This is a genomic window from Steroidobacter gossypii (genome assembly GCF_016801985.1).
Lineage (GTDB): Bacteria > Pseudomonadota > Gammaproteobacteria > Steroidobacterales > Steroidobacteraceae > Steroidobacter > Steroidobacter gossypii.
This window is the reverse complement of the sequence record NZ_JAEVLS010000001.1, coordinates 1,075,157-1,101,756: the sequence shown is the minus strand read 5'-3', so window position 1 is coordinate 1,101,756 and position 26,600 is coordinate 1,075,157. Positions and strand designations below refer to the sequence as shown.

19 protein-coding genes are annotated in these 26,600 nt (G+C 63.0%); 12 read left to right on the top strand and 7 right to left on the bottom strand.

The window, feature by feature from the left end; translation table 11 throughout:
* Positions 1–8 precede the first annotated feature (8 nt).
* From JM946_RS04705 to JM946_RS04660, 10 genes are read left to right on the top strand one after another with little or no spacing between them, the layout of a single operon-like run.
* Positions 9–2,285, top strand: coding sequence for a VWA domain-containing protein (locus JM946_RS04705; protein WP_203165976.1), 2,277 nt, complete (start codon positions 9–11; stop codon positions 2,283–2,285).
* A complete protein-coding gene (locus JM946_RS04700; RefSeq protein ID WP_203165975.1) occupies positions 2,252–3,196 on the top strand; it encodes a hypothetical protein in 945 nt (314 codons plus the stop codon). The genes JM946_RS04705 and JM946_RS04700 overlap by 34 nt, the downstream gene beginning before the upstream one ends.
* Positions 3,193–5,451, top strand: a complete 2,259-nt coding sequence (locus JM946_RS04695) for a tetratricopeptide repeat protein (RefSeq protein WP_203165974.1) — start codon at positions 3,193–3,195, stop codon at positions 5,449–5,451. Before JM946_RS04700 ends, JM946_RS04695 begins: the two co-directional genes overlap by 4 nt.
* Positions 5,451–6,452 carry an AAA family ATPase gene (locus tag JM946_RS04690; protein ID WP_203165973.1) on the top strand — a complete coding sequence of 334 codons (1,002 nt, stop codon included), beginning with the start codon at positions 5,451–5,453 and terminating at the stop codon, positions 6,450–6,452. Before JM946_RS04695 ends, JM946_RS04690 begins: the two co-directional genes overlap by 1 nt.
* Positions 6,449–7,348 (top strand): DUF58 domain-containing protein, encoded by a 900-nt coding sequence (locus JM946_RS04685; protein WP_203165972.1) that lies wholly within the window; start codon positions 6,449–6,451, stop codon positions 7,346–7,348. The genes JM946_RS04690 and JM946_RS04685 overlap by 4 nt, the downstream gene beginning before the upstream one ends.
* Entirely contained in the window at positions 7,349–9,427 is a 2,079-nt protein-coding gene (locus tag JM946_RS04680) for a vWA domain-containing protein (RefSeq protein ID WP_203165971.1), read from the top strand.
* The gene (locus JM946_RS04675) at positions 9,424–13,068 is read left to right on the top strand and encodes a DUF4175 family protein (protein ID WP_203165970.1); all 3,645 of its coding nucleotides are present in this window, start codon (positions 9,424–9,426) and stop codon (positions 13,066–13,068) included. The genes JM946_RS04680 and JM946_RS04675 overlap by 4 nt, the downstream gene beginning before the upstream one ends.
* A 22-nt stretch (positions 13,069–13,090) precedes the next feature.
* Positions 13,091–13,927 carry a DUF4159 domain-containing protein gene (locus tag JM946_RS04670; RefSeq protein WP_203165969.1) on the top strand — a complete coding sequence of 279 codons (837 nt, stop codon included), beginning with the start codon at positions 13,091–13,093 and terminating at the stop codon, positions 13,925–13,927.
* A 2-nt stretch (positions 13,928–13,929) separates the two neighbouring features.
* Complete coding sequence (locus JM946_RS04665; protein ID WP_203165968.1) at positions 13,930–14,112, top strand: hypothetical protein; 183 nt, start codon at positions 13,930–13,932, stop codon at positions 14,110–14,112.
* 50 nt (positions 14,113–14,162) lie between these two features.
* Positions 14,163–15,986: a sensor histidine kinase gene (locus JM946_RS04660; RefSeq protein WP_203165967.1), complete on the top strand. Its 1,824-nt coding sequence runs from the start codon at positions 14,163–14,165 to the stop codon at positions 15,984–15,986.
* Here JM946_RS04660 and JM946_RS04655 read toward each other — a convergent pair.
* The 3 genes from JM946_RS04655 to JM946_RS04645 form a co-directional block, all read right to left on the bottom strand.
* Entirely contained in the window at positions 15,983–17,212 is a 1,230-nt protein-coding gene (locus JM946_RS04655; RefSeq protein WP_203165966.1) for an MFS transporter, read from the bottom strand. The genes JM946_RS04660 and JM946_RS04655 overlap by 4 nt on opposite strands.
* Positions 17,213–17,414: 202 nt before the next feature.
* Positions 17,415–18,173 (bottom strand): 3-hydroxybutyrate dehydrogenase, encoded by a 759-nt coding sequence (locus JM946_RS04650; protein WP_203165965.1) that lies wholly within the window; start codon positions 18,171–18,173, stop codon positions 17,415–17,417.
* A 13-nt stretch (positions 18,174–18,186) separates the two neighbouring features.
* Positions 18,187–20,490, bottom strand: a complete 2,304-nt coding sequence (locus JM946_RS04645; RefSeq protein ID WP_203165964.1) for a TonB-dependent receptor — start codon at positions 20,488–20,490, stop codon at positions 18,187–18,189.
* 217 nt (positions 20,491–20,707) lie between these two features.
* Here JM946_RS04645 and JM946_RS04640 point away from each other — a divergent pair, with 217 nt between their 5' ends.
* Together JM946_RS04640 and JM946_RS04635 are read left to right on the top strand one after the other, a co-directional pair.
* On the top strand, positions 20,708–21,436 hold the full coding sequence (locus tag JM946_RS04640) for a TetR/AcrR family transcriptional regulator (RefSeq protein ID WP_203165963.1): 729 nt from the start codon (positions 20,708–20,710) through the stop codon (positions 21,434–21,436).
* Positions 21,437–21,498: 62 nt separating this feature from the next.
* Positions 21,499–22,155, top strand: coding sequence for a MarC family NAAT transporter (locus JM946_RS04635; protein WP_203165962.1), 657 nt, complete (start codon positions 21,499–21,501; stop codon positions 22,153–22,155).
* Between the two features lie 12 nt (positions 22,156–22,167).
* Here the strand turns inward: JM946_RS04635 and JM946_RS04630 are convergent, their stop codons facing one another.
* The 4 genes from JM946_RS04630 to JM946_RS04615 all read right to left on the bottom strand — a co-directional run bounded on the left by JM946_RS04630 (position 22,168) and on the right by JM946_RS04615 (position 26,499).
* On the bottom strand, positions 22,168–22,956 hold the full coding sequence (locus tag JM946_RS04630; RefSeq protein ID WP_203165961.1) for an acyl-CoA thioesterase: 789 nt from the start codon (positions 22,954–22,956) through the stop codon (positions 22,168–22,170).
* 39 nt (positions 22,957–22,995) lie between these two features.
* Positions 22,996–23,355, bottom strand: a complete 360-nt coding sequence (locus tag JM946_RS04625; protein WP_203165960.1) for a tRNA-binding protein — start codon at positions 23,353–23,355, stop codon at positions 22,996–22,998.
* The gene (ilvB, locus tag JM946_RS04620; protein WP_230979444.1) at positions 23,352–25,088 is read right to left on the bottom strand and encodes a biosynthetic-type acetolactate synthase large subunit; all 1,737 of its coding nucleotides are present in this window, start codon (positions 25,086–25,088) and stop codon (positions 23,352–23,354) included. The genes JM946_RS04625 and ilvB overlap by 4 nt, the downstream gene beginning before the upstream one ends.
* A gap of 283 nt (positions 25,089–25,371) precedes the next feature.
* Complete coding sequence (locus JM946_RS04615) at positions 25,372–26,499, bottom strand: citrate/2-methylcitrate synthase (protein WP_203165959.1); 1,128 nt, start codon at positions 26,497–26,499, stop codon at positions 25,372–25,374.
* Positions 26,500–26,600: the final 101 nt, after the last annotated feature.

Genomic DNA, 26,600 nt, shown 5'->3' with positions numbered 1-26,600 from the left:
ATTGTGGCTTGCGTTCCGGCGGGCGCTTCGCCTATTACTGGCCAGTGTTCGAGCGGCTGTTCACTCATCCCATCTGGGCGTATCGAACCGGCACGTTCGCGTTTGCGAGCGCATGGCCGATAGGGCTGCTCATAACCTCGATTCTGGTGGGCGCGGCGCTGGTCGCCTGGACGCTGTGGCGGCGGCGTGCACTGGGCTGGTCGCTGTTGGTTCCGGTGGGCGTGCTCCAGACCGCGCTGATCGCCTTGATCCTGTGCCTGTTGTGGCGACCGGTCCTGAACGTGGAGCGCGTTCGGGATCGCGAAAACGAACTGGCCATCGCGGTCGACGCGTCGGCCAGCATGGCGTATGGCGCGGCCGGCCAGTCCCGCCTTCAGGAAGTTGCCGCCGCCTTGCAGAACGACACCCTGCCGCGGCTGGAAAAAACCTTCGCGGTCCGCTTGTTCGGATTCGCGCAATCCACCACGCCGCTGGATTCGTTGGACTCGATGCCAGCACCTGGAAGGCAGACGCGCATCGGCGACGCGCTCACTCAAGTCTTGCAAAGCGCCGGCAGCGCGCCGCTGGCCGGAGTCATCCTGTTCAGCGACGGTGCGGAAAACGGCAACACGTTGAGCGAAGAGCGGCTCGCCGAGATCGCCTCGTACGGCGTGCCCGTTCACACTGTCGGCATCGGCCCCGAACAAATGACCGACGATCTGGAGCTCGAGCGCGTCGAAGTCGCCAGCACGGCGCCGGCCGGCTCGACCATCGACGCGCAGATCGGCATTCGTCACAACGGCGCCGCGCAGGCGCGCCTGCGCGTTTACGATCGTGACAATCTGGTAGCAGCCCGTGACGTGAAACTGCGCCCCGACGCCCCGACCACGCAGTTATCGCTGGACCTTCCCGCCGGCCAGGCCGGCACGCACGAATTGCGCTTCGTGCTCGATCCATTGGAAGGCGAGCGCAACGTGATCAACAACACGCGCACTCGCGTAGTGAATGTTCCCGCGACTCGACGCAACATCCTGTACGTCGAAGGCGAGCCGCGCTGGGAATACAAGTTCCTGCGGCGGGCGGTGGATCGCGATCGCGCCTTGCGCGTCGCCAGCATCGTCCGCACCACCCCCAACAAACATTACCGCCAGGGGGTGAATTCCCCGGACGAGCTGGTCGACGGCTTTCCCTCCGACGCCGCCGAGCTGTTCGGTTACGACGCGGTCATCATCGGCAGCTACGAAGCAGCAGCACTCCGCACCGAGCAACACCGATTGCTCAAGGAATTCGTCGACAAGCGCGGCGGCTCGGTGTTGATGCTGGCCGGTCGTTACGGACTTTCCGCCGGCGGCTGGCAGAACGCGGCATTGGCACAGACGCTGCCCGTGCAACTCACTGGCCGGCAACCGGCGCAGTTCGTACAACGGCAAGGCCAGGCGCAGCTGACGATCTATGGCGCCGAATCCACCATCCCCCGGCTGGACGGCGACCCCAAGCGGAACCTGGACCGTTGGAAGAACTTGCCGCCGCTGGCCGATTACCAGTCGCTGGGTCGGCTCAAGCCGGGCGCCATCGTGTTGTTGGAAGCAAACGGCCAGCAGGGGCGTTCCCCCTTGCTGGTTTGGCAACACTATGGGCGTGGCGCGACTTATATATTGGCCACCGCCAGCACCATGCGCTGGCAGATGCGCATGCCTTCCGAGGATCAGAGCCACGAAATGTTCTGGCGACAGCTCATGCATGCCATTGCTTCGACAGCGCCGTCGCGCGTGACCGTGAACAGCGAGCGTACGGTGTATGAGGACGAGCGCATGGTGCGTCTGGAAGCCGAAGTGCGCGACGAGCGCTTCGAACCCATCAGCGACGCCACGGTCGAATTGCATGTAGCGCCAGAGCGCGACACCGCGTTCAGCCAGATCATGCAACCCTCCGGGCAAGGCGATGGTCGCTATACCGCGACCCTCGATGCTGCCTCCGCCGGCCTGTATCGCATCGAAATGAGTGCACGCGTCGCTGATAAAGAGGTCGGGACCGCCATAACGCACGTATTGCGTAACGACGGCGTGGCCGAGCACTTTGCCACCTATCAGCACCGCGATCTGCTCGAACGCATCGCCAACGCCACCGGCGGACGCTATTGGCCGTTGAGCGATCTGGACGGGCTGGCCGGCGCCATTCCTTATTCCAAGGCCGGCATCGTCGAGCGCCAGACGCTGGACCTGTGGAATCTGCCCATCGTGTTCCTGACCTTGCTGGCGCTGAAGTTGGCTGAATGGCTGTTGCGATTGCGGTGGGGGCGACTGTGAGCGACTTCCCTCGCCTCGCGCTCGCCTCGTTCATCGCTATGCTGGCGTTGCCCGCTTCCGCTGCTACCTACACCGTCGTCATTGCAGGGTTGGGCGGCGAGCCGGCGTATGAACAGAAATTTCGTGAATACGCCGTGGCGGTGGCGAGTGCGGCGGAGACAGCCGCCGGCAGCTCCAACAATGTCGTCTCGCTGAGCGGCGGTGGAGCTCGCGCCGAATCCGTTAAACGCGAGATCAAGAAGCTCGCCGCTCGCATGAATGCCGACGACGCCGCGGTGGTCGTGCTCATCGGTCATGGCAGTTACGACGGCGAGAACTATCGGTTCAATCTGCCCGGTCCCGATCTCACCGACACGGAACTGGCGCGGCTGTTCGATGAGTTGCCTGCGCGAGATCAACTGATCATCAACGCCACCAGCGCCAGCGGCGCCGTGCTCGAGCGATGGCAGAAGCCACGACGCGTCGTGATCACTGCGACCAAGAGCGGTGGCGAGCGCACGGCGACGCGCTTTGCCCAGTATTGGGCGCAAGCGGTCGCCTCAGATGCTGCCGATACCAATAAAGACCAGATCGTCACCGCGGCTGAAGCGTATGCCTTCGCGACCAATCAAGTCGAAGCGGCCTTCAAGTCGGAGACGGCGATGGCGACCGAGCATGCACGTATGGAAGGCGACGACGCGGGCCGCTTCACCATCGCCCGGCTCGGCAGCGCCGCCCTGGCGCCCGACAATCCCGAAGTCGCAGCGCTGCTGTCACAACGAGGCGCCATCGAACAGGATCTCGATCGCGTGAAAGGGCAGAAGGCGTCGCTGCCCGAGAATCAATACTACGATCAGCTCGAAGAAGTGCTGGTGCGCCTGGCCCTGCTGCAAAAAGAGATCGATTCCAGAATGGGCGGAGGCGGGTCATGAGGCGGCAGCTGTCGATCGCGTTCATCTTGTCCGTGTTCGCCGCGGCTGTGGGTGCGCAGTCCATCGACTACGATCCGCGACGCGCGGTGGAGCTGCGTCCCTGCGACGATCAGCGCTATCGCGGCCGCACCGAGCAGGCACGCACTTGTTACATGAAGCTGCTCGAATCGAACACTCCGATCGTGCAGGCAGAAGCGGCGTGGGCGCTGGGTGACATCAAGCGCGCCAACGAGATCTTCCGCAATACCGTCCAGAACAACGAGCGCGCCGTGCAGCCCCGGGTGCGCTGGGCGCGATTGTTTCTTCAGACCCATCAGTACTCCGACGCAGCTCAGGTGTTCAGCGAAGCGTTGCGTGTGTTTCCCAACGACGTGCACGCCAAGCTCGGTCTCGCCGGCGTGTATGCCGAGCGTTTCGAAGGCCAGGCGCGGCCGCTGGTCGATGAAGCGCTCAAGGTGGATGGCGATCTGATCGAGGCGCATCTGCTGAGCGCATCGATGGATCTGGAAGAAGGCAAGCTCGAGGACGCCGGGAAGGCGCTGGATCGCGCGATGCGGCTGGTCAGCAAAGAAAAGCTGCCGCCGCTGGAGGTGTATGCGCTGCGCGCTTCGCTGGAGATGTCTCGCGGCAACTCGCCCGATCAGTGGGTCGAACGCATCCTCGACTACAACCCACGCTACGGCGCGGTGTATGAGCAACTGGCTCACTTCGAGATCATGCGTCGCCGATATAAGGAAGCGACCGCTCTGCTGCGGCAGGCGGTCGAAGTGCAGCCGGACCTCTGGAGCGCGCATGCCGAGTTGGGCTCCAACCTGCTGCGGCTGGGGAACGTCGAGGAGGCACGCACTCATCTGCAGGCGGCCTACTCCGGCGATCCTTACAGCCCGACCACCGTGAACTCACTGCGACTGTTGGATCGAATCGGCGAGTTCTCGGTCAGCGTGGATCCAGTGACGATCGCGCAGGACACGTATGAAGTTCAGTTGCGGCTGCATAAGAAAGAAGCCGAGGTGCTGCGCCCGTACGTCTTGAGTCTCACCGCCCGCAGCATCGAAAGCTTCACACAGCGTTACGGCTTCAAATTGCGCGAGCCGGTGACCGTCGAGATGTACCCGGATCACGACGACTTCGCGGTTCGCGTGGCGGCCCTGCCCGGCATCGGTCTGCTCGGTGTGACGTTTGGTTATGTGGTAGCGATGGACAGCCCGTCCGGTCGCGCGCCGGGAGATTTCCATTGGGGCAGCACGCTGTGGCACGAGATGGCGCACGTGTTCACCCTGGAAGCCACCGACCATCACGTGCCGCGCTGGCTGAGCGAAGGCATCTCGGTGTTCGAAGAATGGCGCACCGGGCCGACGCCCGGAGTGGCGGTGCCGCCGGAAACCATCGCCGCGCTCGACAAGAAACAATTCCTGCCCATCGCCGAGCTGGATTCGGGTTTCATCCGCCCGAGCTATCCCAACCAGGTGCAGATCTCGTACATGCAGTCGGGCCTGGTGTGTCTGTTCATCGAACAGCGCTGGGGCTTCGAGCAACTGGGCGTGCTGTTGCGGCAGTTCGATGGCAAACGCTCCACGGCCGCGGCCATCGAGGCGACGTTCAAGATCGCGCCAGCGGCGTTCGACAAGGAGTTCGATACATTCGTTCGCACGCGCTTCGCCAATGTGCTCGCCAACTTCAGTGAATGGCAGCAGCAGCAACAGACGGCGCGGCAGGCGCTGCAAAAGGAACGTTGGAGCGATGTGGTCGAACCTGCGCGTCGCGCCGTCGCGCTTTATCCGGAGAATGTCGGCGGAGACAGCGCTCATCTCATGCTGGCGCGTGCCTTGGACAAGCTGAATCGCCGGCCCGACGCCATCGTGGCGCTGGAAGATTATCGACGCGCCGGCGGTTGGGATCCGACCGCATTGAAAGAGCTGGCACGCTGGCTGGATGAAGCGGGTCGGGCGAGTGACGCTACCGACGTGCTGGTGTCGCTCAACTATGCCGATCCGCTCAATGCCGAGTTGCATTCGCAGCTTGGCGAGCGATTGCTCACTGCAGGTCGCGCCGAAGAAGCGTTCCGCGAGTTCCAGGCGCTGCTTGCGCTGAACACGCTCGATCAAGCACCCGCTCACTTTGGCATGGCGCGCGCCTTGCGCGAGTTAGGCGATCAATCCGGCAGTCGCCGTCACCTGCTGGATGCGCTCGCCACTGCCCCACACTACAAGCCTGCGCAAGCTCTGCTGCTGCAAATGATCGAGGAGCGTACTTGATGAAAACCGATGTCCCGACCGAGCAGGACACCGCTGCGCTGGTGGAGTTGTTCCGCGATCGCATCGGTGCGATTCGCGGGCAGGTCCGGCGCGTCATCGTCGGCCAACAGGAAGTAGTCGATTATTTGCTACTGACGCTGCTGGTGGGCGGACATTGTTTGATCACGGGCATGCCCGGCACCGCCAAGACCCTGCTGGTGAAAACGCTGGCGACGTCGCTCGGCCTGACGTTCAAGCGCATCCAGTTCACGCCCGATCTGATGCCTACCGATGTGACCGGCACCGACATCATCGAAGAAGATATCACCACCGGTCACCGGCGCTGGAGCTTCGTGCCCGGCCCGCTGTTCGCCAATGTGCTGCTCGCCGACGAAGTGAATCGCACCCCGCCGAAAACCCAGGCGGCGTTGCTCGAAGCGATGCAGGAACATTCCGTGACAGTGCGCGGAACCACGCACACTCTGGGCGAACCGTTCTTCGTGCTGGCCACGCAGAATCCCATCGAGCTGGAAGGCACCTATCCGTTGCCCGAAGCGCAGCTGGATCGGTTCCTGTTCAACGTGCTGCTGGACTACCTCAGCGTCGACGATGAGCTGGAAGTGGTGGATCGCAACACTTCGCGCATGACGAGCCCACAGGTGGAGCCGTGCACCAACGCCGAGGAGATCGTGAGATTCCAATGGCTGGTGCGGCAGGTGCCGCTCTCGGACGAAGTCCGGCGCAAGGCGGTGGAGATGGTGCGTTCGACGCGGCCCCGCGAAGCAAGTGCTCCCGAGGCCGTGCGTCGCTATGTTCGCTATGGCGCCAGTGTTCGAGCAACCCAGTTCCTATGTCTCGCCGCCAAGGCGCGAGCCTTGATGGAAGGGCGTTATCACGTCACCAACGACGATCTGCGTGCGCTGGCATTGCCGGTGCTGAGGCACCGTGTGCTCACGAACTATCAAGCGGAGTCCGACGGCAGAAGCGTCGACGAGGTGCTGCGCGAGGTGATCGAGCCGTGAACGCCACCGCCTCCAATCGCCTGTTGCCGCCTGAAACGCTGGCCGGACTGGCGAATCTGGAGCTGATCGCGCGCACCGCCGTCGAAGGCTTCCTCACCGGACTGCACCGCTCGCCCCATTACGGCTTCAGTCAGGAGTTCAAGGAGTATCGCGCCTATGTGGAAGGCGACGATCCGCGCTTCGTCGACTGGAATGTGTTTGCCCGCACTGAGCGCACTTATATACGTCGCTACGAAGGCGAGACCAACACGCGCCTGATGATCCTGCTGGACGCCAGCGCCTCGATGGGCTACGGCTCGCACTCGATCACCAAGCTGCAGTATGGGAAGTATCTCGCCGCCGCGCTCGCCTATCTCGCGGCTCGGCAGCACGATCCGGTCGGACTGATCGTGTTCGATGAGCAGGTGCGCGCTTTCCGCCCTGCCACCAGCCGTGCGGGCAGCTTGATCGCAATGATCCACGCCATCGATGCAGTGACGCCCGGCAATGGCACCGACCTGGAAGCTTGTTTCCAGCGTTTCGGCGAGCACCTGTCGCGTCGCGGACTGGTGGCGGTGATCTCGGATCTCTATTGCGATCCTGCCGCCATGAGCAGAGCCGTGCAGCCGCTGGCGTATCGCGGTCACGACATCATGTTGTTCCAGCTGCTCGATCCGCAGGAGATGCGCCCGAACTGGCGTGAGTCGGTGCTGCTCGAGGACATCGAGACACGACAGACCCTCAATGTATCGCCCGAATTTCTCAACGGAGAATATCGGCAGCGTCTCGACGATCACTTGCAGTCGCTGCGTCGCGCGGCCGCCAACGTCGGCGCGCATCAGCTGTTGATCACCACGGACGAACCTCTCGACAACGCGTTGCGGCGCTATCTGCTGCTCAGAGAGGGGCGAACGTAAATGTTCCTGGCGCCCGCCTTCCTGCTGGGTCTGCTCGCCATCGGCGTACCGCTGTGGCTGCATCGCGTGGCGCGCGCCAATCCGACACAGCATCCATTCGCCTCGCTCATGCTGCTGGAAGCGAGCGAAACCCAGCGGACCGCGAAGCGCACCCTGCGTTACTGGTTGCTGTTGGCGACTCGTATTCTGTTGCTGATTGCGCTGGTGCTCGCGTTCGCCGGCCCGTTGCTGACAGCGCGCATGGTGCCTCAGCCGAATGCCAACGCTCAGCTGCACGCCCTTCTCGTCGATACTTCCTTATCGATGCAGCATGGCCCTCGCTGGCAGCGTGCGCTCGAAGCGGCCGAGCGAGTGATCGCTGAGGCGCCATCCTCGGATCGGCTGATGTTGCTGTCAGGCTCGGGTCGGCGAATTGCGGTAGTCCACGAAAGCACGCAGGCAGGAAACGCCGGCGCGGTGCGCGCAGCGTTGCAGAATCTCGAGCCCGGCATCGAGCGACTCGATTATGGATACGCAATGAGCACGGCCAATGCATGGCTGGGCTCGCCGCGACCCAAAGTGGTGTTGCACTTGATTTCGGATTTGCAACGAAGCGCGGCGCCGCTGCGCTTCGCGGATTTGCAGCTGCCCGCGCAGACCCAGCTGACGATACACGATGTGAGCGACTCCACTGCGGACAACGTCTATGTCGCAGACGCATCGCTGCAGCCTTCGGACGCGCAATCGCTACAGGCGAGAATCGGCAACTCCGTCACCCAGCCGCAACAACGCGATGTGATCCTGTTGGTCGACGACAAGGAGGTGTCGAGAAAAACAGTGACCTTGCCTCCCGCCGCCGCGCAACCCGAGCTGGTGGCGGGCGAAGGCGGCAATGCTCCCGGGGCCGGATCACCGCTGCCAACCACGCCGCAACCTGTTGCCAGCAGCGGTATCTCATTTACCAAGGTGATCTTCAGCGATCTGAATTTGAGCGCCGGCGCCCATCGAATCGAAGTGCGACTCGAGCCGGCCGACCAGTTGCCTCAGGACGATCGTTTCTTCGCCGTCGTCGAGCAGGCCGATCCCGCGGCCTTGCTGATCTCGCGCGACATCGAAGCAGATGATTCGGCTTACTTCGCCGCCGCGATCGGCTCGCTGTCCGCGCCCCGACTGAGCGTCGAACAACGCGACGTGAACTCCATGGGCCCGAGCGGGATTGGCAAATTTTCCCTGGTCGTGATCACCGATCCTGGCGCGCTCTCCGGCGCTGTGGCCCGGCGCATTCGTTCTTTTGTGGAGGCCGGCGGCGCGGTGCTGACCACGCTCGGCGAGCAGATCGACAAGGACAGTCCGTTGCTGGGCAATCTGAACGTCGGTGAAGTGCGTAATCGCACCGGCAAAGTGGGCGATGTGACCGATACCCATCCGGTGCTGCGCGAAGCGGCCGACTGGAATCGCGTGCGATTCTTCCGACAGCGCTCCATCGAACCCGCCGCCGACGACAAGATTCTGATCGCGCTGGACGACGGCACACCGTTGCTGATCGAGCGCGCGTTGGGTGCCGGGCGCATGTTGATCCTGACCGTGCCGGTGGATCGGCGCTGGAACGATCTGGCCATTCATCCACTGTTCGTGCATTTCATTGGCGCGGCCGCCGGCTACTTGACTCGCGCCGAGGCGACGGCCGCCAGCGCTTTGGTCGGCTCGACTGTGCTCACCGGATTGACCGCGGACGGCGGCGGGCAGATATTCGATCCACAGGGTCGTCGGGTGCTGGGTCTGGCGCAGAGTACGACGGACCGCTTGATTCCCGATCAGGCCGGGTTTTACGAGATTCGCGGCAGCGAAGGCGCGCGCTGGCTGGCGGTCAACGTGGATGCACGGGAATCGGACCTCACCACGTTGGCTCCGGACTACGTCGCGCGCTGGCAGGCGTTGCGGGTGCAGGAGCAAACGCCCGCCGTCGCCGCTTCTCCAGTCCCCGAAGCCACCCCGAAGTCCCTCGGTCCCTGGCTGCTGTGGCTGGCGGCGTTGTTGCTGCTGGCGGAAGTGCTACTGGCAAATCGTCATCTGGCGATTCTTCGCGAGGTTCCCAAATGACCTCACGTGAACGACTCGAAAGCTACTTGGGCGCATTGCGCCGGCGGCTGCAAAGTCACATCTACCTGCGCGCCGGAGCGGTTGCCGCAGCCGGCACATTGCTAGTCACGTGCGGCGCGGTCTGGTTGTTCAATCGGCGGGACTTCGCGCCCTCCATCGCGATCTCCGCGCGCATCACGCTCATATGTTTGTTGCTGGCCGTGGTGGTGCTGCTGTTGTGGCTGCCGCTGCGACGCCTGGCGCGCGATCAAGGCTCACGTGTTTTCGAAGAGCGGCTGCCTGAAGAGCGCGGTCGCATTCAGACTTATCTCGATGCCAGGCGCCGCGAAGCTGCAGGCATCAAAACGCCACTGATCGAGCTGCTCGCCGCCGACGCCGCCAGCATCGCAGAAAAAACGCCGCCCGCCGCCGTCGTTACACGCCATCGGTTGTTGACGACTGCAGCGATCGCCGGCGTCGCTGTGATCGCGCTGGCGCTGTTGCTGAGCGTAGGACCTTCCTATTGGGGCTTCGCCAGTCGTCACCTGTTGCTGGGCGCCGAGTTGCCGCGAGCAGCCATCATCGTCAAAACCATCGATGTTTTGCCCGGCACCGCCACCGTCAGGCGCAACAGCGATGTGGCGATTCGCGCCACCACCGATGGCTTTCGACCCGAGCAGGCACAAGTCTTCGTCCGCTTCGCCGATCAGCAGCAATGGGAAGCGGCGCCGATGCGGGCCGGTGAAGAAGGTCAGTACGATTTCAAACTTTACGCCGTGCGAGGCCCGCTCGCTTACTACGTCCAGGCGGATGGCATTCGCAGCGCCGAGCACCACATCGGCGTGGTGGATCTGCCGCGTATCCAGAAAGTGCGCCTGACTTACTCCTATCCTGAATGGACCGGGCTCGAATCGCTGACAGATGAAGAATCGCGCGACATTCGGGCGGTCGCGGGCACCGACGTCAAAGTGGAAGTGTTTGCCGATGCGCCGCTCGAGGCGCCGGCGCTGATCGTGGATGGACGCAGTCAGCAGCTGGAGCAGGAAGGTCGCGCCAATGTCGGCACGATCGCCGTCAACCAGCCCGGGGCCTATCAGATCGGCGCGCGCGTCGCCGACGAGTTCGTGGCGCTCAGCGACGAATATCCAATCGAGATCGTGCCCGACGAAAAACCCAGCATTCAGATCCGCAAGCCCGGCCGCGACTGGCGCGCCACCAGCATCGAGGAAGTGCCGGTGCACATCCAGGCGGAGGACGATTTCAGGTTGCGCGATGTTTCCTTGCTGTATTCGGTGAACGGCGGCGAATGGAAAAAAATGCCGGTCGCCGGCAACACCCAGCGGGCCGACAACCAGTCGTTGCTGAGCATGGAAGAGCTCGGCGCCAAGGCAACCGAGGCGCAGCGGCTGCAGCCCGGCGATCTGGTCTCTTATTACGCGGTGGCCAAGGATCGCAAGCAGACGGTGCAGACCGATCTGTTCATGGTGCAGGTCCAGCCGTTCGAGCGCACCTTCAAACAAGGCCAGGGCGGCGGCGGAGGTGGCGGTGGCATGGCGGACGAGCAGGGCGCGATCTCGGAGCGTCAACGCGAGATCCTGCTCGCGACCTGGAATCTGCAACGAAGCGACGAGCGTAACGCCCGCACACGCGAACAGCTGGAAGACAGCGCGCGCATGCTGGCGGATTTCCAGTCCACCCTGGCGCAACAGGCACGCACGCTGGCGCAAAGAACCCGCGCTCGCATGGAAGTGGAAGCCGACGACCGCGTGAAAACGTTTGTCGAAAGCCTGGAGCGAGCTGCCGGGCTCATGGAGCCTGCGGCCGGTCATCTATCTGCATTTCGGCTGCAACAGGCAGTGACGCCGGAACAGCAGGCGCTGCAACAGTTGCTGCGCGCCGAAGCAGCCTTCCGCGAAGTGCAGGTTTCCATGCAACAGGAGAGTGGCGGTGAAGGCTCGCAGAGCGCCCGCAACTTCGCCGAGATGTTCGAGCTCGAAATGGACGTGGAAAAAAGCCAGTACGAAAGCGAATCGCAATTGTCGCAGCAGAATACCCAGCAGGAGATGAACGAGGCGATCCGCAAGCTCAAAGAACTGGCCGAGCGCCAGGAGAAGCTCGCGCAGGAACAGCGCAATGCGCGGGCCATGCAGGAACAGCGCTGGCAGCAGGAACAGCTGCGTCGAGAGGCGGAAGATCTGCGGCGTCGGCTCGATGCGCTGAATCGTCAGCAGCAGCAAGGTTCGTCACAACAGCAGCAGGCCAGCAATTCATCGCGCCAGGGGCAAAGCGGTTCCAGCTCCGGCTCTCGTGGTCAGAGCGGCAGCAACGCCTCGGAAAGATCCGAGATCGAGCAGGCGTTGCAGTCCGTCAACCAGGCGCTGGAGAACATGAAGGCGGCCAATCAGCCCAACGAGGCGGGCGAGTCGCAGGGCTCGCAGTCCGCGCGGGAAGCAAGCAAACATCTGCGCCAGGCGCTTCGCCAGATCGACAAGCCCGAAGCGTCGCGCCTTGATCAGGCCCTCGAACAGTTCGCCGACCGCACCGGCGAGTTGCTGGAGGATCAGCGTCGTATCGAAAGCGAGCTGTACAAGGCGCTGTCGCAAAGCAACGAGTCGAGCTTCCGGGCCAGCGGTCGTGGCGGCCTGAATCAGCGCAGCGTCAAGGACCTGGTCGAATCCAAACAACGCATGGCGGACCAGCTGTCCAACTTGCAAGGCGATATGCGCAGCGCCGTGCATCAGCATCGTGCCGGCACACCCAAGAGCACGCAGCGTCTGAGTGAAATCGTGCGCGATATCGAAGGCTCGGATGTGATGTATCGATTGAATCGCAGCGCCGCCGAAATCTATTACGGCCGCGCTCGCGAAGCCGCGCCTCGCGAAGGCTTGATCACCGAAGCGCTCGAAAACCTCGAGCACGATCTGCGCGAAGCCGCAACTCAGGCTTCGAGCGAACGATCGCAGAGGCGCGACGCCGCCACGACGGATGATTTGCTGGCGCAGGTCGCGGAACTTCGCCGGGCCGTGAGAAGTGCGCAGAGGAGCAGCGAGGAACAGGGCCTCGGAGGCCAGCCGGGCGAACGCGGCGATCAGCAATCACAGCAGGGCGATGGATCGGAGCAAGGCGGTGGCCAATCGCAGCTCAGCGCGCAAAACCAACAGGGCGGCGAAAATAGTCAAGGTCAGCAGGCCGACGGCAGCAACGGCGCGCCCGGCTCGCGACAACCCGGCTCGTCGCAGCGCCAAAGCTCTCGCGGCGGCAGCGCCGGCGCGCAGAATGGATTGTCCGCGTGGAATCCGATCGTACCGGCGCGCGGCATCAACACTCTCGAAGATGGCCGGGGCTCGCTGGCTCGACAGACCAGCGCCATCAGTCAACGCATTCGCGATCTCACCAATCGCATGACGGATGGCGAGCTCACCCCCGCCGAGCTGGAGGCCTTGCGTCGCCATGCCAATCAGTTGCGACGTTTGAACGGCGATCCCATGGCCGAGCAGGGTGAGGCCATGTTGAAGGTCATCGATCAGATTGAACTCACTGCATTGAATGCCGCGGCTCGCGTCCGCGGCGACAAACCGGCGCATGCAACGTTGCCGTCGCCGGAGTCGCCGCGTTATCGCGAAGCCGTGGCCGAGTATTACCGTCGCCTGGGGAATCGTTGATTGAGAGTCTTTGGCTCGGAACATGAAGCACCGGCTGCCACTCTCGCTATTGGCCACTTACGCGGCGTTCGCGACGCTGGCCGCGCTCGCCGGAACGAATCTCATCACGGGTGACGGCGGACGCTCGTCGACGCCGCCCGACATGGCGCGGCTCAATCTGGTCCGCGCCATCTACGACAGCGAAGGCGGCATGGGCGAGGCCTACTACGCCTACGACGGTCGAGTGTGGGCGCGATGGGAGACCGACTTCCCCGAAGGCGACGACAATTTCAGTCATCGACTCCAGCAGCTGACTCGCATCCATGTCGCGCCCCAGGCCTCGAGTCGCCTGCTGACGGCGCCGGATCTCGGCGACTTTCCCATGCTGTACATGTCCGACCCCGGATACATGGTGATCTCGGAGCAGGAGCGCGCCGCTTTCGAGAGCTATCTGGCGCGCGGCGGCTTCGTGTGGGTCGATGATTTCTGGGGCGATGCCGAGTGGCAGCAGTTCGCCAACGTGATGCGCACCGTGCTGCCGAATCGCGAATGGCGCGTGCTCACGCCCGAACATCCCATCTTCCATACCGTGTTCGATCTCGAAGAGATGCCGCAGATCCCGGCGCTGCCCTTTGCCAGCCCCGGCGGCAGCACCGCCGAATCCCCCGGCGCTCACAAGTTTCCCGCCGGCTCGCTCGACGAGCCACAGATGCGCGCCTGGCTGGACGACGATGGCCGTATCATGGTGCTCGCCACTCACAACACCGACGTCGGTGACGGCTGGGAGCGCGAGGCGTACGGCGACTGGTACTTCGAGACGTTCTCGACCCGCTCCTACATGGTCGGCGTGAATGTGGTCGTGTATGCAATGACCCATTGAACATGTCGAACGTCATCAATCTGAAAAAAGCCAAACAGAAACGCGCCGACGGCAAGACGCTGTGCTCGTCGGGCTTTCACAAATGGGAACTGCTCTCGGCACGACGCTTCGATGTGAAGCAAGGCAAGCTGGTCAGCACGGAACGCTGCAAGCGCTGCGGCGAGGAGCGCATCAAGCTGACTTGATGCTCGCTGCCACTGCACGCCGCTGCGACAGGGAAGGCATACTAGCGGCGATGGCAGCCGAAGCAGACAAGATCCACACCGACCTCGATTCGACGCGCTCGCGTTGGGCGCTGGCGTATGCCTGGCTGGCGGGGCTCGCAGTCTATGGCGTCGCCATCTATGTGGCCAGCAATGGCGTGCAGGTGTGGATCAACGATGTCGCATGGACGGTGGCTGCCGCAGCCGCGACGTTGGTGTGCTTCCGCAGTTCCCGCCAGGTTGAGCCCGAGCGTCGGCGCGCCTGGTCGATGATCGCCCTCGCCTGCGGCAGCTGGTTGATCGGGCAGCTGCATTGGAACTACGTGCAGCTGGTTCTCCAGGTGGCGCAGCCGTTTCCGAGTCTCAACCAGATCTTCTACACGGGCTTCGCCGTGTTCGTGGTGGCCGGCGTGCTGATGCTGCCCGAAGCCCGCAACCGGGCTGCATTCACGCTCAAGCATGTCGGCAACCTTGGGCTGGTCGCTTGCTGCCTGGCGATTACAGTGGTGCTGGGCATGCTCGAGCCGGCGCTGCAGAGCCCGAGCGTCACACCGATGTTTCTGTGGGTAGGCGTGGCGCATACGGTACTGGTCGCCGGAACGTTTCTGTCCACCTTGAGCGCGCTCTGGACCTTTCGTTGGGGCGCGTCCTGGACGCCGATGCTGCTGCTGGTGTTCGCCACTTGCATCTATGCGATCTCCAACTTCACGTATGCGCATGCCCTGCTGACCCAAAGCTATCTGCCGGACGACATGGTCAATGCCAGCTGGCTGCTGATGTTCGGTCTGATTGCGGTGGCGGGTCACGAGCAGGCCTGGTTGAGCAAGCGCGACCATGGTGACATTCGCCACAAGATGCAGGCTCGCGAGCGCTGGCTCGAGGCGGTGATGCCGGCGCTGTTGCTCGTCATCATGGTGGCCGTGGCGTTGAGCAGCAGCGCTACGTTCACGCCGCGTGTGATCTGGCTGTCGGCCACCATCTTCATTCTGTTCGCCGTCATCCTCGGAGCGCGCGAGGCGTGGATCCAGAACGAATCGCAGCACCTGACCAATCAGTTGGTGATGGCCAATCAGCAGCTGCAGGATGCGAATGTCGAGCTGCGTCATAGCGAGGCGCGGTATCGGGACTTGACCACGGCGCTCGAGCAACGCGTCAGCGAGCGCACCACCGAGTTGAAGCGCGCCTATGAGGAGCTCGAAGGCTTTTCATATGCGGTCGCTCACGATTTGAAGGCGCCGCTGCGCGCGATCAATGGCTTCGCGCACCTGTTCGAGCAGGAACTGCCAGCAGAGCTGACGGACCGCGCTCGCGAACATCTCGCCCGTATCCGCAATGGCTCGGTGAAGATGTCGACGCTGATCGATGATCTGTTGTCGTATTCGCAGATCGATCGGCGCGGCATGCAGGCAAGCGTGGTGAGCTTGCCGTCACTGGTGGATCAGGTGTTGAGTTCGTATCAGGACGAGATACAACGCCGCGGCATCGTCATGACCGTGGTGGTCGAGCCGATGACGCTACGCGTGGACGCCAGCGGCCTCGCGCAAGCGTTGCGGAATCTGGTGGAAAACGCGTTGAAGTACACGCGCGATACCCCGAGCCCACACATCGCCGTGGTGTGTCGTCGCAAGAGTGACGGGGTCGTATTGGCGGTCACCGACAATGGCATCGGCTTCGACATGCAGTACCACGATCACATCTTCAAGCTGTTTCAACGCTTGCATCGGGACGATCAGTATCCCGGCACGGGCATCGGGTTGGCGCTGGTGCGCAAGGCCGTCGAGCGGCTGGGCGGGCGAGTGTTCGCTCAGAGTAAGCCGGGCGCAGGCGCGACGTTCACTATCGAGTTGCCCGATTAGGCGCTCGCTCTCGCCGGCTTCCAGACTTCGGCCACGCGCGCTGGGACGGGTTTGTGGTCCAGCATGCGTACCACGATGAGTGTTCCCGCCAACGCGAGAATCGCTCCCACTGTGAACGCGGGGCCATAGCCGAGCGCGTCTGCTACGGCGGCGCCGGAGATGTTGCCGACTGGCCCGATCAGCACCACCAGGCTGGCGAACAACGTGTAGTCGGTGCCGGCATGCTCGGGGTCGGAAGCGTCCATCATCAATGTGAACAATGCGACGGTGGCCATCGTGCCGATGACGCCTTCGAAGATGGTCGCAACCCACAGCAGGCTCACTCCGCCCAGGCCCATCGCAGCCACGATGTACAGCGTGTATGACGCAGCTTGTGCGATACCGCTTGCGAGGATGGCGGTGCGCCTTCCGGCACTGAACGCCAGCCAGCCGCCCAGCACTGCGCCGAGCAGGCTGGTGCCGGATCCGACTGTGCCTTTCATCAGCGCGATGGCTTCTTTGTTCATGCCTTGATCGATCAGGAACGGGCCGAGCAGCGTTGCCACCATCTGATCGCCGAAGCGATACAGCACGATGACCAGCGCGAACCGCAGCATGCCTCGCTGAAACAAGCGGCGGAGCCAGATGATGAGAAGTTGGCCGGGGCTGTATCTCGGTGCGTCTTCTCGAGGCGCCGGGTCTTTGAGTGCGAACGTCGGTATCACGGTGAGTGCAAGCAGGCCGGCCATCGACAGGAAGGTCACTTCCCAGTTCGTCCGTGCGAACACAGCCAGCAGAAGACCACCGCCGAGAATCATGCCAAAGCGATATGCGCCGACTTGAATGGCATTCGCCAGGCCGCGCTCTTTCTGATCCAGCATGCGTACGGCGAGGCCGTCGGTGATCACGTCCTGAGAAGCGGCCAGGAGGTTGAACACCAGCGCGGCCAGAATGAGTGTGCTCAGGTCGGCGCTCGGGTCGGCCCTCGTCAGCAGCAGCGCCGCTGCGATCGATGCGAACTGCAGGCCGAGCAGCCAGGCCCGTCGTGAGCCGGTGTGATCCAGCACTGGGGCCCACAGGAACTTCAGGAACCACGGCAGGGACAGGACGCTGAGCGCGGCGATCTCCTTGAGTGAATAGCCGGCCTCTCGCAACAGCACGGGCAGCGCCAGCGTGAAAAAGCCGAAGGGCAGGCCCTGCGCGATATACAGAGCGATCAGCAAGGTGATCTTATAACTGCGGGACATCCGGGCCTCGCCTTGTGCGTCGGCGGCTATCTTATCGGCGGATGGCTAACGCAGCGCATTCTTTGTTTTTAGCTGGGATTCAAGAGGCTTCGGTGGCTTGCGCGCCGCCCACCTCGTCGACGCGCCGAAAGGTTTGGTTCGATTTTCTGCTCTCCCTTGCGAGACGTTCATCTTTACCGCGAGCGAGCGAAGGTGAGGGGAGTTATTGCGCGGTCCAGCCGCCATCGAGGACGAGGCATTGGCCGGTGATGTTGCGGGCGGCGGGGCTCAAGAGGAAGTCGACGGTGCCGGTCAGTTCGTCGGGGGTGATGAACTGACGTTTGGGCATGGGCTTGAGCATGATTTCTTCCACCACCTGCTGCTCGGTGAGATGGTGAGTGCGGGCGAGCGAGGCGATCTGGGCGTCGACCAAGGGGGTCTTCACATAGCCGGGGCACACCGTGTTGATGGTGATGTCGACATCGTGAGTTTCCAAAGCGACGGTCTTGCTGAACCCGACGAGCCCATGTTTCGCCGCCACGTAAGCGCTCTTGAATGGCGACGCGACCAACGCATGAATCGAGCCGATATTCACGATCCGGCCGAAGTTGTTTCGGCGCATGGATGGCAGCGCCGCGCGCGTGAGCAGCGCCGTGCCAGTGAGCATCACGGCGATCAGAAGCTGCCACTTCTCCGGCGGAAACTCTTCGAGAGGCGAGACGTGCTGCAAGCCGGCGTTGTTGACCAGCACGTCCGGCATATCGTCACCCAGAGAACCGAACGCAGCGTCGATCTGCCCCGCGTCGGACAGATCGAACGCCAGCGTGCGAACCTGCGGCAGATCCTTTCGTAGGTCATCCAGCGAAGCCTGCTGTATATCGCAGGCCACCACGCGATGCCCGGCAGCGGCGAAGTGCTGGGTCAACGCCAGTCCGATGCCGCTCGCCGCGCCGGTGATGAGAATGCGATGTCTGGCGGTCATGAACGCTGCGTCTTCAATACCGATATGTGGCCGTCACCGACACCGTGCGCGGCGGTCCATAGAAACCGATCTGACTGAAGCCGCCAGTCGGGCCCACCGCGCCGAAGTCATATCCCGCGACGCGATACTCCTCGTCCAGGATGTTCTTCCCATCGACGGCGAAGCGCCACCTCTCATCTGCGGTCGTGTAAGCGATACCCAGGTCGAGGATGTCATAGGCATCCTGATCCGTGATGCTGGCGGTCGTGTTGGCGACCTTGGTCGCGCTCCGGTACTGATAGCCCGCATGCAAAGTCATGTCGCCGGCCCCAAGTGACCACTCATAGGTCGCGCCCAGGAACGTGGTCCAGTCCGGCGAGTTGATGGGCTGATTCAGGCCGCTGATGTCCAGGCGGCAGCCCGGCGTCGGAGTCGGGCAGGCGGTGAAGAACTCTTCGAACTCCGCATCCAGATAGCCGACATTCAGCACCAGCGTCAGCGCCGACAGCGGCCGCCACATGGTTTCCAGCTCGACGCCCTGGTTGACCTGCTTGCCCGCATTCAGTACGGCCGTGGCGTTGGTCGGGTTGCCATTGAGCAGCACGAACTGCTGGGTGGTGATCTGGATGTCTTCGTAGGGCGTGTAGAAGGCAGTGAGATTCAGCTGCAGCGTGTCCTCGAACCAGGTCGACTTCATGCCCACTTCGAAGTTGTCCGCCGTCTCGGCGTCGTAGCCGTTCACGGTGGTGGGATTGGCGAGCTGATTGCCGCGCATGTCGAAGCCGCCGCTCTTGAAGCCCTGGGCATAGCTGAAATACAGCATCAGGTCGTCGTCGAGCCGGAAGTCCATGCCGAGCCGCGGCGAGACATTGGAGAAGCTGCGGTCATTGGTGTAGTTGCTCTGCACGGCCACCAGCGAGAAGCCGGGCGGCAAGTTGTTCTCGTCGAACAAGGTGGCGTCCGGGGCCAGTACGCCGCGATACTGCGCGACGAATACTCTCGCCTCCTTGTCGTCCTCGTTCCACCGCGCGCCGACGTTGAGGTTCAAACGATCTGTCAGCGACCAGGTGGTATCGAAATAGACGGCGATGCTGTCGGTATCGACGCTGCCCTTGGTCAGCGAGGTGAGACCGAGCGAGCCCAGCGATGCGTCGAACGCTCCTTCGGCCTGGCCGGTGAAGTAGTAGACGCCCGCCACGCCTTTGACCCGATCGCTGGTATAGGTGAGTTGCGCTTCGCCGCTGGTTTGATCGTCGCTGTACTGCGCCGGCACCTGGAACAGATTGGCGTTCAACTCGTCGAAGTCGATGAACTGCCGGCCGTCGCCTTCGCGATATGCGCCGACCAGTTTCAAATCCAGCGCGTCGGTCAGCGTTTGCGTGTACGTCGCCGCGACGCCTTTGTTGATGAAGCGATCGCGATCCACCGGCATGTCGGTGCGCTGATCGTAACGATGGTTCAGTCGCGGATGGAAGATGCCGGCGGCCGTGAGATTGTTCAGCCGCTGGCCGCCCGTCGCATTGGAGTTGTCCTGCACGGTGTCGGCCAGAATCCGCAGTCGGGAGCTGTCGCCCCAGACAAATGTAGCGTTGGCGCGGGCCGCCAGCACGTCCTTGTCTGACACATCCTGTCCCACACGGTTGTATAGCCGCGCCCGGCCGTCGTCCACGATCTCGCCGTAACCGTCACGCCGTAGATATGCGACCGCCGCGCCGAGGAAGATGTGCTCGTCGACCACCGGGATCGAGCCTCCCACCTTGATCTCCCGCTGGTTGTAACTGCCGCCAGTAGCGGAAACATTCAGCGTCGGCTCGCTGGTGGCAATGTCACGAGTGACATACTTGATGGCGCCTGCGATGGTGTTCTTGCCGTACAGCGTACCTTGCGGACCACGAAGCACCTCGATGCGCTCGACGTCGTAGACATCCAGCAACGCACCCTGCGGACGCGCGATGTAAACATCGTCGATGTAGATGCCGACGCCCGGCTCGAAACCCCACAGCGGATCGTTCTGTCCGACGCCGCGGATGTATGCGTTGATGGTGCTGCTGGTGGCGCGACCCGCATTCACTTTGATGTTCGGCGCAAACGCAGTCATATCCTCCAGCGTCCGCACGTTTTGAGTCTGCAGTTGGTCGGCCGTCAGGGCCGAAATCGCCACCGGTACGTCCTGCAAACTTTCTTCGCGACGACGCGCCGTCACCACGACGCTTTCGATGCCGGAGGCCGATTCATCGCTGCCCGCCGAGGCGCTTTGGGCGTTGGCCGGCAAGGGCAACTGCGTGGCAAGGATAGCGGCGATCGACAGACGCGCGCCGCAAGAAGCGAAGGCACTCATGACTCCCCCTGAATATCGATTCCGACCCGATTTCGATCCGATGACCGCTCAAGCCTGTTAATTCATCAGTTGATGATTATTGGCCAGATTGCTCCTGCGCCAGCCCGCTGTCAATTATTCAGCGGTTGATGAATACTTGCTCCGGGGCAGCGGCAGGGGGCAGCGAGCCGGGAAAAGGGTATGCTGCTGCGGGTTTTACCTAGCCAAGGCGCCAGTAGTGTCGACTCGACCGACCACCACCACCGTCAAACGCCGCAAGGTCCGCCGGGGCCGGCCCCTGAAGACCGAATCCACGCCGGACATGCGCGAGCGCATCCTCGATGCCGCCGAAGATCATTTTTCCCGGCACGGTTTCTGGGGTGTGACAGTGCGTGAAGTGGCGCAGGAGGCGAAGGTCGACACCGCGCTATTGCACTACTACTTCAACACCAAGCGTGGGCTGTTCGATGCTGTGTTCGAGCGTCGCGCCGAGATCATCAACAAGGAACGCATCGACTCCATCGACGCATACGTGAAGTCCGCCGGCAGCGCCATCACGGTGGAAGGCGTGATCGACGCGTTCTTACAGCCCATCCTGCAACGAGCGGCCACCGGCGATCAGCGCTGGCACAACTACTTCGCACTGATCGCGCAGGTGAACAACACGCCGGCTTGGGGCGGCGAGACCATGGGCCGCACCTTCGACAACGTCATTCATCACCTGATCGATGCGCTCCGCAAGGCGCTGCCCGACGCGAGCGAGCAGGAGCTTTACTGGAGCTATCACTTCTTGTCCGGCGCGCTGACCCTTACGCTGTCGCAGACCGGACGCATCGACCGGCTGTCCGAAGGGCTGTGTAAATCGAGCGACTTCGAGGCCATCGGCGCACGCATGGCGCCGTTCATCGCGAGCGGCTTCGAGCGTCTGTGCAAACCGCAAGCCGCCAGGCGTAAAAAGGCTACGTAAGCGCGGTCACTTTGCGGTAAAAGGTCGCTTCACCGCCTGGTCGCCGGGAAGCGTCTCGCTGCATGAATTGGTTCGTCGAAGGCCTCACTCTGGTCTTGAGCACCATCGGTGCCTTGTTGCCCATCGTCAATCCACTGTCCGCGGTGGGCATGGTGGTGACCATCACCGCCAACCTGACCGAGCCGGAGCGCACCGAACAGATCCGGCGGGCCTGCATCTACATGTTCTTCATCCTCACGTCGTTCCTGGTGGCGGGCGGCCTGATCATGAACTTTTTCGGCATTTCGATTCCGGGCCTGCGCATCGCCGGCGGCATGATCGTCAGCTATCTGGGATTTCGCATGCTGTTTCCGGATACCGCGACCATGTCGCGGCAGGAGCAGGCGGAGGCTGCCGCCAAGCATGATGTCTCCTTCACTCCGCTCGCCATGCCGGGGTTGAGCGGGCCGGGCTCGATCGCCGTGGTCGTCGGCATGTCGGCGGCGGCACAGCAGACTCAACACATCGTGGTCGGCCACATCCTGATCGCGGTCGGCATAGCCGTCGTCGGCGTGATCTCTTACATCACGTTGCGCGCGGCGACCCGCCTGTCGAAGGTGCTCGGTGTTGCCGGTATGAACGCCATGGCACGCATCATGGGCTTCCTGCTCATCTGCATCGGCGTGCAGTTCATCATCAATGGGGTGTTGGACGTGACCCGCCTGGCTCGCACGATGTAATTCCTGAGGAGATCAACCGAATACCGCGACCAGCTGCCGCGACAGCGCGACCGGTCGACCGTTCGGGTCGTGCAGTAAGCCTGTTTGATTCACGTAGCCGCCGGTCGCGGCATCGATATCGCTGTCGATGCGCCACCATGCCTCCGGGCCAAACTCCAGGTCGTGCTCGAAAAATTCCAGCATCCACACCAGTGAGCTGCCAGGCGCGGGCGCTTTGAACATGGACAGCGCCGGCGACGGAATGCAGTCCACCAGCGCGACGATGTGAGATTCAGTGAGCGGCGACGGATCGCGATGACGGATGAACACCTTGGAGGCAGAACGCGTGCTGGAGAACGGCTTTGCCCCTTGCGCCCATCGCAGAGCGAAGTGTTGAACGAATGCAGGCGCGCGTTCGGGGTCGAAGCGGACTTCGTTGATCTCTTCCACCTTGCGCGGCGACTCGACCGCCACCGGTTTGACGAGCACCGCGGACTCGCGCTCGATGCCATACACGCCGACTTGCACGGCGACGACCTGGTCGCCGTCGAGCACTTCACACTGAGCCAACGTGACCGCTCGGCCGACGCGTAGCACTCGCGCTCGAATGCGCCATGTACCAGCGCCCGCCGGTCCAACGAATGTGGTCTGCAATGAACGCAACACTCGATCGCGCGGCACCAGCCGGCGCATCGCTTCGTTTCCAACCGCTGCTACGAGGCCGCCGAAAGTAGCGCGCCCTTGCAGCCAATCGTCACTGACCGTGACGTGGCATTCGTCGCCCGTTGCACCTATCGAACTCAGGATCTCGGAAAACTGCATCACCCGCCACGTCTCTCATCGGCCTGCTCGTGCGGGACATTACAGCAGCTTGGCTCCGTTCGGCACTCGTCTCTCGGGACGAACCAGCACTACGCGTCCTTCCTCATCGTGGAATCCGGTGACCAGGACCTCGGAGCGGAACGGCCCGATCTGTTTGGGCGGGAAGTTGACCACCGCCATCACTTGCTGTCCGACCAGATCTTCCTTGCCGTACAAGGCGGTGATCTGCGCACTCGAAACGCGCTCGCCGATCTGCGGGCCGAAATCGATGCGCAGCTTCCAGGCCGGACGCCGGGCTTCGGGGAAGTCCATTACTTCCAGAACGGTGCCAGCGCGCAGCTCGACCCTTTCGAAGTCGGCCCAGCTGATGGGCGGCGCCAGGCCATTGGCTTCAGTCATTGGCATTCCTCTAAAGGTTCAGTCGCATGATCGAGCGCTTCGATATTGGCCGCGCCCGGCGCCACCATGGGCAGCACGTGCTGAGTGGCGGCAATGGGGACTCGAATCAACACGGGGCCTCGCGTCGACAGGGCGTGCGACAGCGCACCGTGCGGCTCGGCTTGTTCACCGAGATCGAGCGCCGGAATCCCGAACGCTTGCGCGATGGCGACGAACTGGCTCGGTCGGGAAAACTGCGAGGCCACGAAGCGCCGCTGATAGAACAATTCCTGCTGCTGTCGCACCAGTCCCAGCGCGGCATTATCGAGCAGCACGATTTTCACATTCAAATCCAGCTCGGCCAGGGTGGCCAGCTCCTGCACGTTCATGAGCAGGCTGCCATCGCCAGTGAAGCACAGCGTGGTCGCTTCTGGTGCAACCAGCGCTGCGCCAATCGCGGCCGGCAAGCCGAAGCCCATGGTGCCCAGGCCACCCGAAGTCAGCCAACGGTCTGGTCGCGCAAACGGAAAGCGTTGCGCCACCCACATCTGATGCTGGCCCACGTCGGTCGTCACGATGGCGTCGGCAGGAGCCAGCGCGCCAATCGCCTGCACGATTCCGTACGGTGAGCACAGCTCGCGAATGCCAGGGGTCCGCAACGGGTGGCCCTGTCTCAACTGCTGCACGCGAGACTGCCAAAGGGTTCTTCGAGTGAGCGGCACCCGCTTCAGCAACTCGTGCACGGCGACGCCGGCGTCGGCGCAAATGGCCACGTCCGCGGGTTTGATCTTGCCGAACTCGCGAGGGTCGATGTCGATGTGAATGATCCGGGCGTGTGGCGCGAACTTCTTTGGATTGCCGGTGGCGCGATCGTCGAAGCGCGCGCCGATGGCGATCAGCAGATCGCACTCCTCGATGATCATGTTCGTGTAGCGCGCGCCATGCATGCCCAGCATGCCGATATCGAGCTCGTGCCCGGCCGGCAATGCACCGAGCGCCATCAGCGTGGATGTCACAGGCAGGCCGGCGCGTTCAGCGAGTTCCCGGATCGCGGCATGAGCCCGCGCCTTGACGATACCGCCGCCCACATAGAGCACGGGCCGTTGAGCGGCATGGATCAGCTGCGCCGCGAGGTCGAACGAGTAGCTCGAATCGAGTCTGGAGATGGACGCGGCGTCACCGTCGCGCGCTGGCGCCGAATCGAAAGGTTCGGTGGTCGCCAGTTGCAGCTGAACATCCTTGGGCACATCGACCAGCACCGGTCCTGGCCTACCGCCCTCGGCGCTTCGAAACGCTTCGGGAAGCACGCGCCACAGCTCATCCGCATGCCGCACGAAAAAGCTGGCTTTGGTGATGGGTCGCACCATGTCGACGGTGGGCACTTCCTGAAACGCGTCAGTGCCGATCAACGTCGTCGGCACCTGCCCGGCGATACACACCAGGGGAATCGAATCGAGTTTGGCGTCGGCGAGCGCCGTCACCACGTTGGTCACGCCGGGGCCGGACGTTGCGAAACAGACGCCGGCCTTGCCGGTGATCCGCGCCATGCCTTGTGCAATGAAACCTGCCGCTTGTTCGTGGCGCGCCAGGACGTGCCGAATGCGGGTGGAGCGACCCAATGCCTCGTACAGCGGCAACAGTGCGCCGCCCGGAATGCCGGCGACGATCTCGACACCCTGCCGCTCCAGCAGGTGGATGATGAGGTCGGCGCCGCTGTGTCGTTGCGCGGTGGCCGGTTGAGTGGCGTCCATCATGAAAGGCTCCTGTTCGAGAAGCCCATCGGTGCGCCGGCGCCAGAAACGAAAAACCCCCGCCGGCTTTGCACCGACGGGGGTCGTGAATTCGTTTATTTAATAGTTCCCCTACGGCGCGCAGCTGATGGCTACGACCGGTACTACGACGTTGATCGTGGAAGCGATCACGGCGATGGGGGAGGAAGTATGGGACACGTGCGGGTTAGTCACTTGGTCGAGTGACCGCACTATAGCCACCCTGTGCATAACATGACAAGTGCGTGAAGCCTCAATCACACCACATTCACACCGATTCGCGCGGTGCGGGGCCAACATAATGCGCGGCAGGGCGAATGATCCGGTTGTCCTGTCGCTGCTCGATCACATGTGCGATCCAGCCGAACACTCGCGCGGCCGCGAAGCTCGCCGTGAAAAACTCCTTCGGAATGCCGAGAGCGAGATAGACGACACCCTTATAGAACTCCAGGTTGGCGCGCAGGGTGCGTCGTTTCTCACGAGTTTGCTCGATGAATGCTTCGTCGACCGCGCTCAACACGTCGAGCAGCTTCACGTGATCGGGAACGCGCGCCACTTGTTGAGCCAGCGCACGGATCATTCGTGAGCGAGGATCGACCACGCGATACTCGCGATGGCCCATGCCCATCACCTTGCGTCCGGTCGCGAGGCACTGTGCCACGAACTCGCGAGCTCGTTCAGGCTCGCCCACTTCGAACGCCATCTCGAGCGCTTGCTGATCGGCTGCGCCATGCAACGGCCCATATAGCGCACCCATCGCCGCCGATAGCGCCGACGTCGCCGGGGCCAGCGTGGAAGTGACCACGCGAGCGGTGAATGTGCTCGCGTTGAAGCCGTGATCGAGTTGCAAGATCTGCGTGCTCTCGAATGCAGACACTTCGGCCGCCGTCGGACAGCGACCGTGCAACAGTTGCAGATAACGCTCGCCGTAACGACGCGAGACTGGATAACGATGCTCCGGGTGATCCTGCAACGCTGCGTGAATCATCGCGATCGCAGCTGGCAGGCGCGCCGCGACGATCAGCGCCTCTTCCTCCTGCTGCGTTCTTCCCAGGCTGATCGCGGGCGGCTCGTTCGCGAGCAGCGAAGCGATGGATTGCAACGTCGCCATGGGATGCTCGCCGTGTCGCGCGATCTGTCGCAACGACCGAGCGAGATCGGGTGGCAACCGGCCGGCGACCCACAAGTATTCTTCGACTTCTTCCAGGCGCCCGGCGTCGGGCAATTCGCCGAACACCACCAGATGCATCACTTCAGCAAATCGCTTGTTCACCAGCGTTTCCACGGCATAGCCGCGGTAATACAAGCGACCGGCTGCGCCGTCCACGAGCGATACGGAGGTGGTGTCGGCGATCACGCCTTCGAGGCCTTTGTGAACGTGCGTCGACTCGCTCATGCGTTTCTCCCGGGATCCTGGCTGGTTCGATGAACGTTCAAGCTACGCTCGCACCCGAGCGATCACGAGAGCCCGGTAGCGATGCGCATATCAGCCGCTGT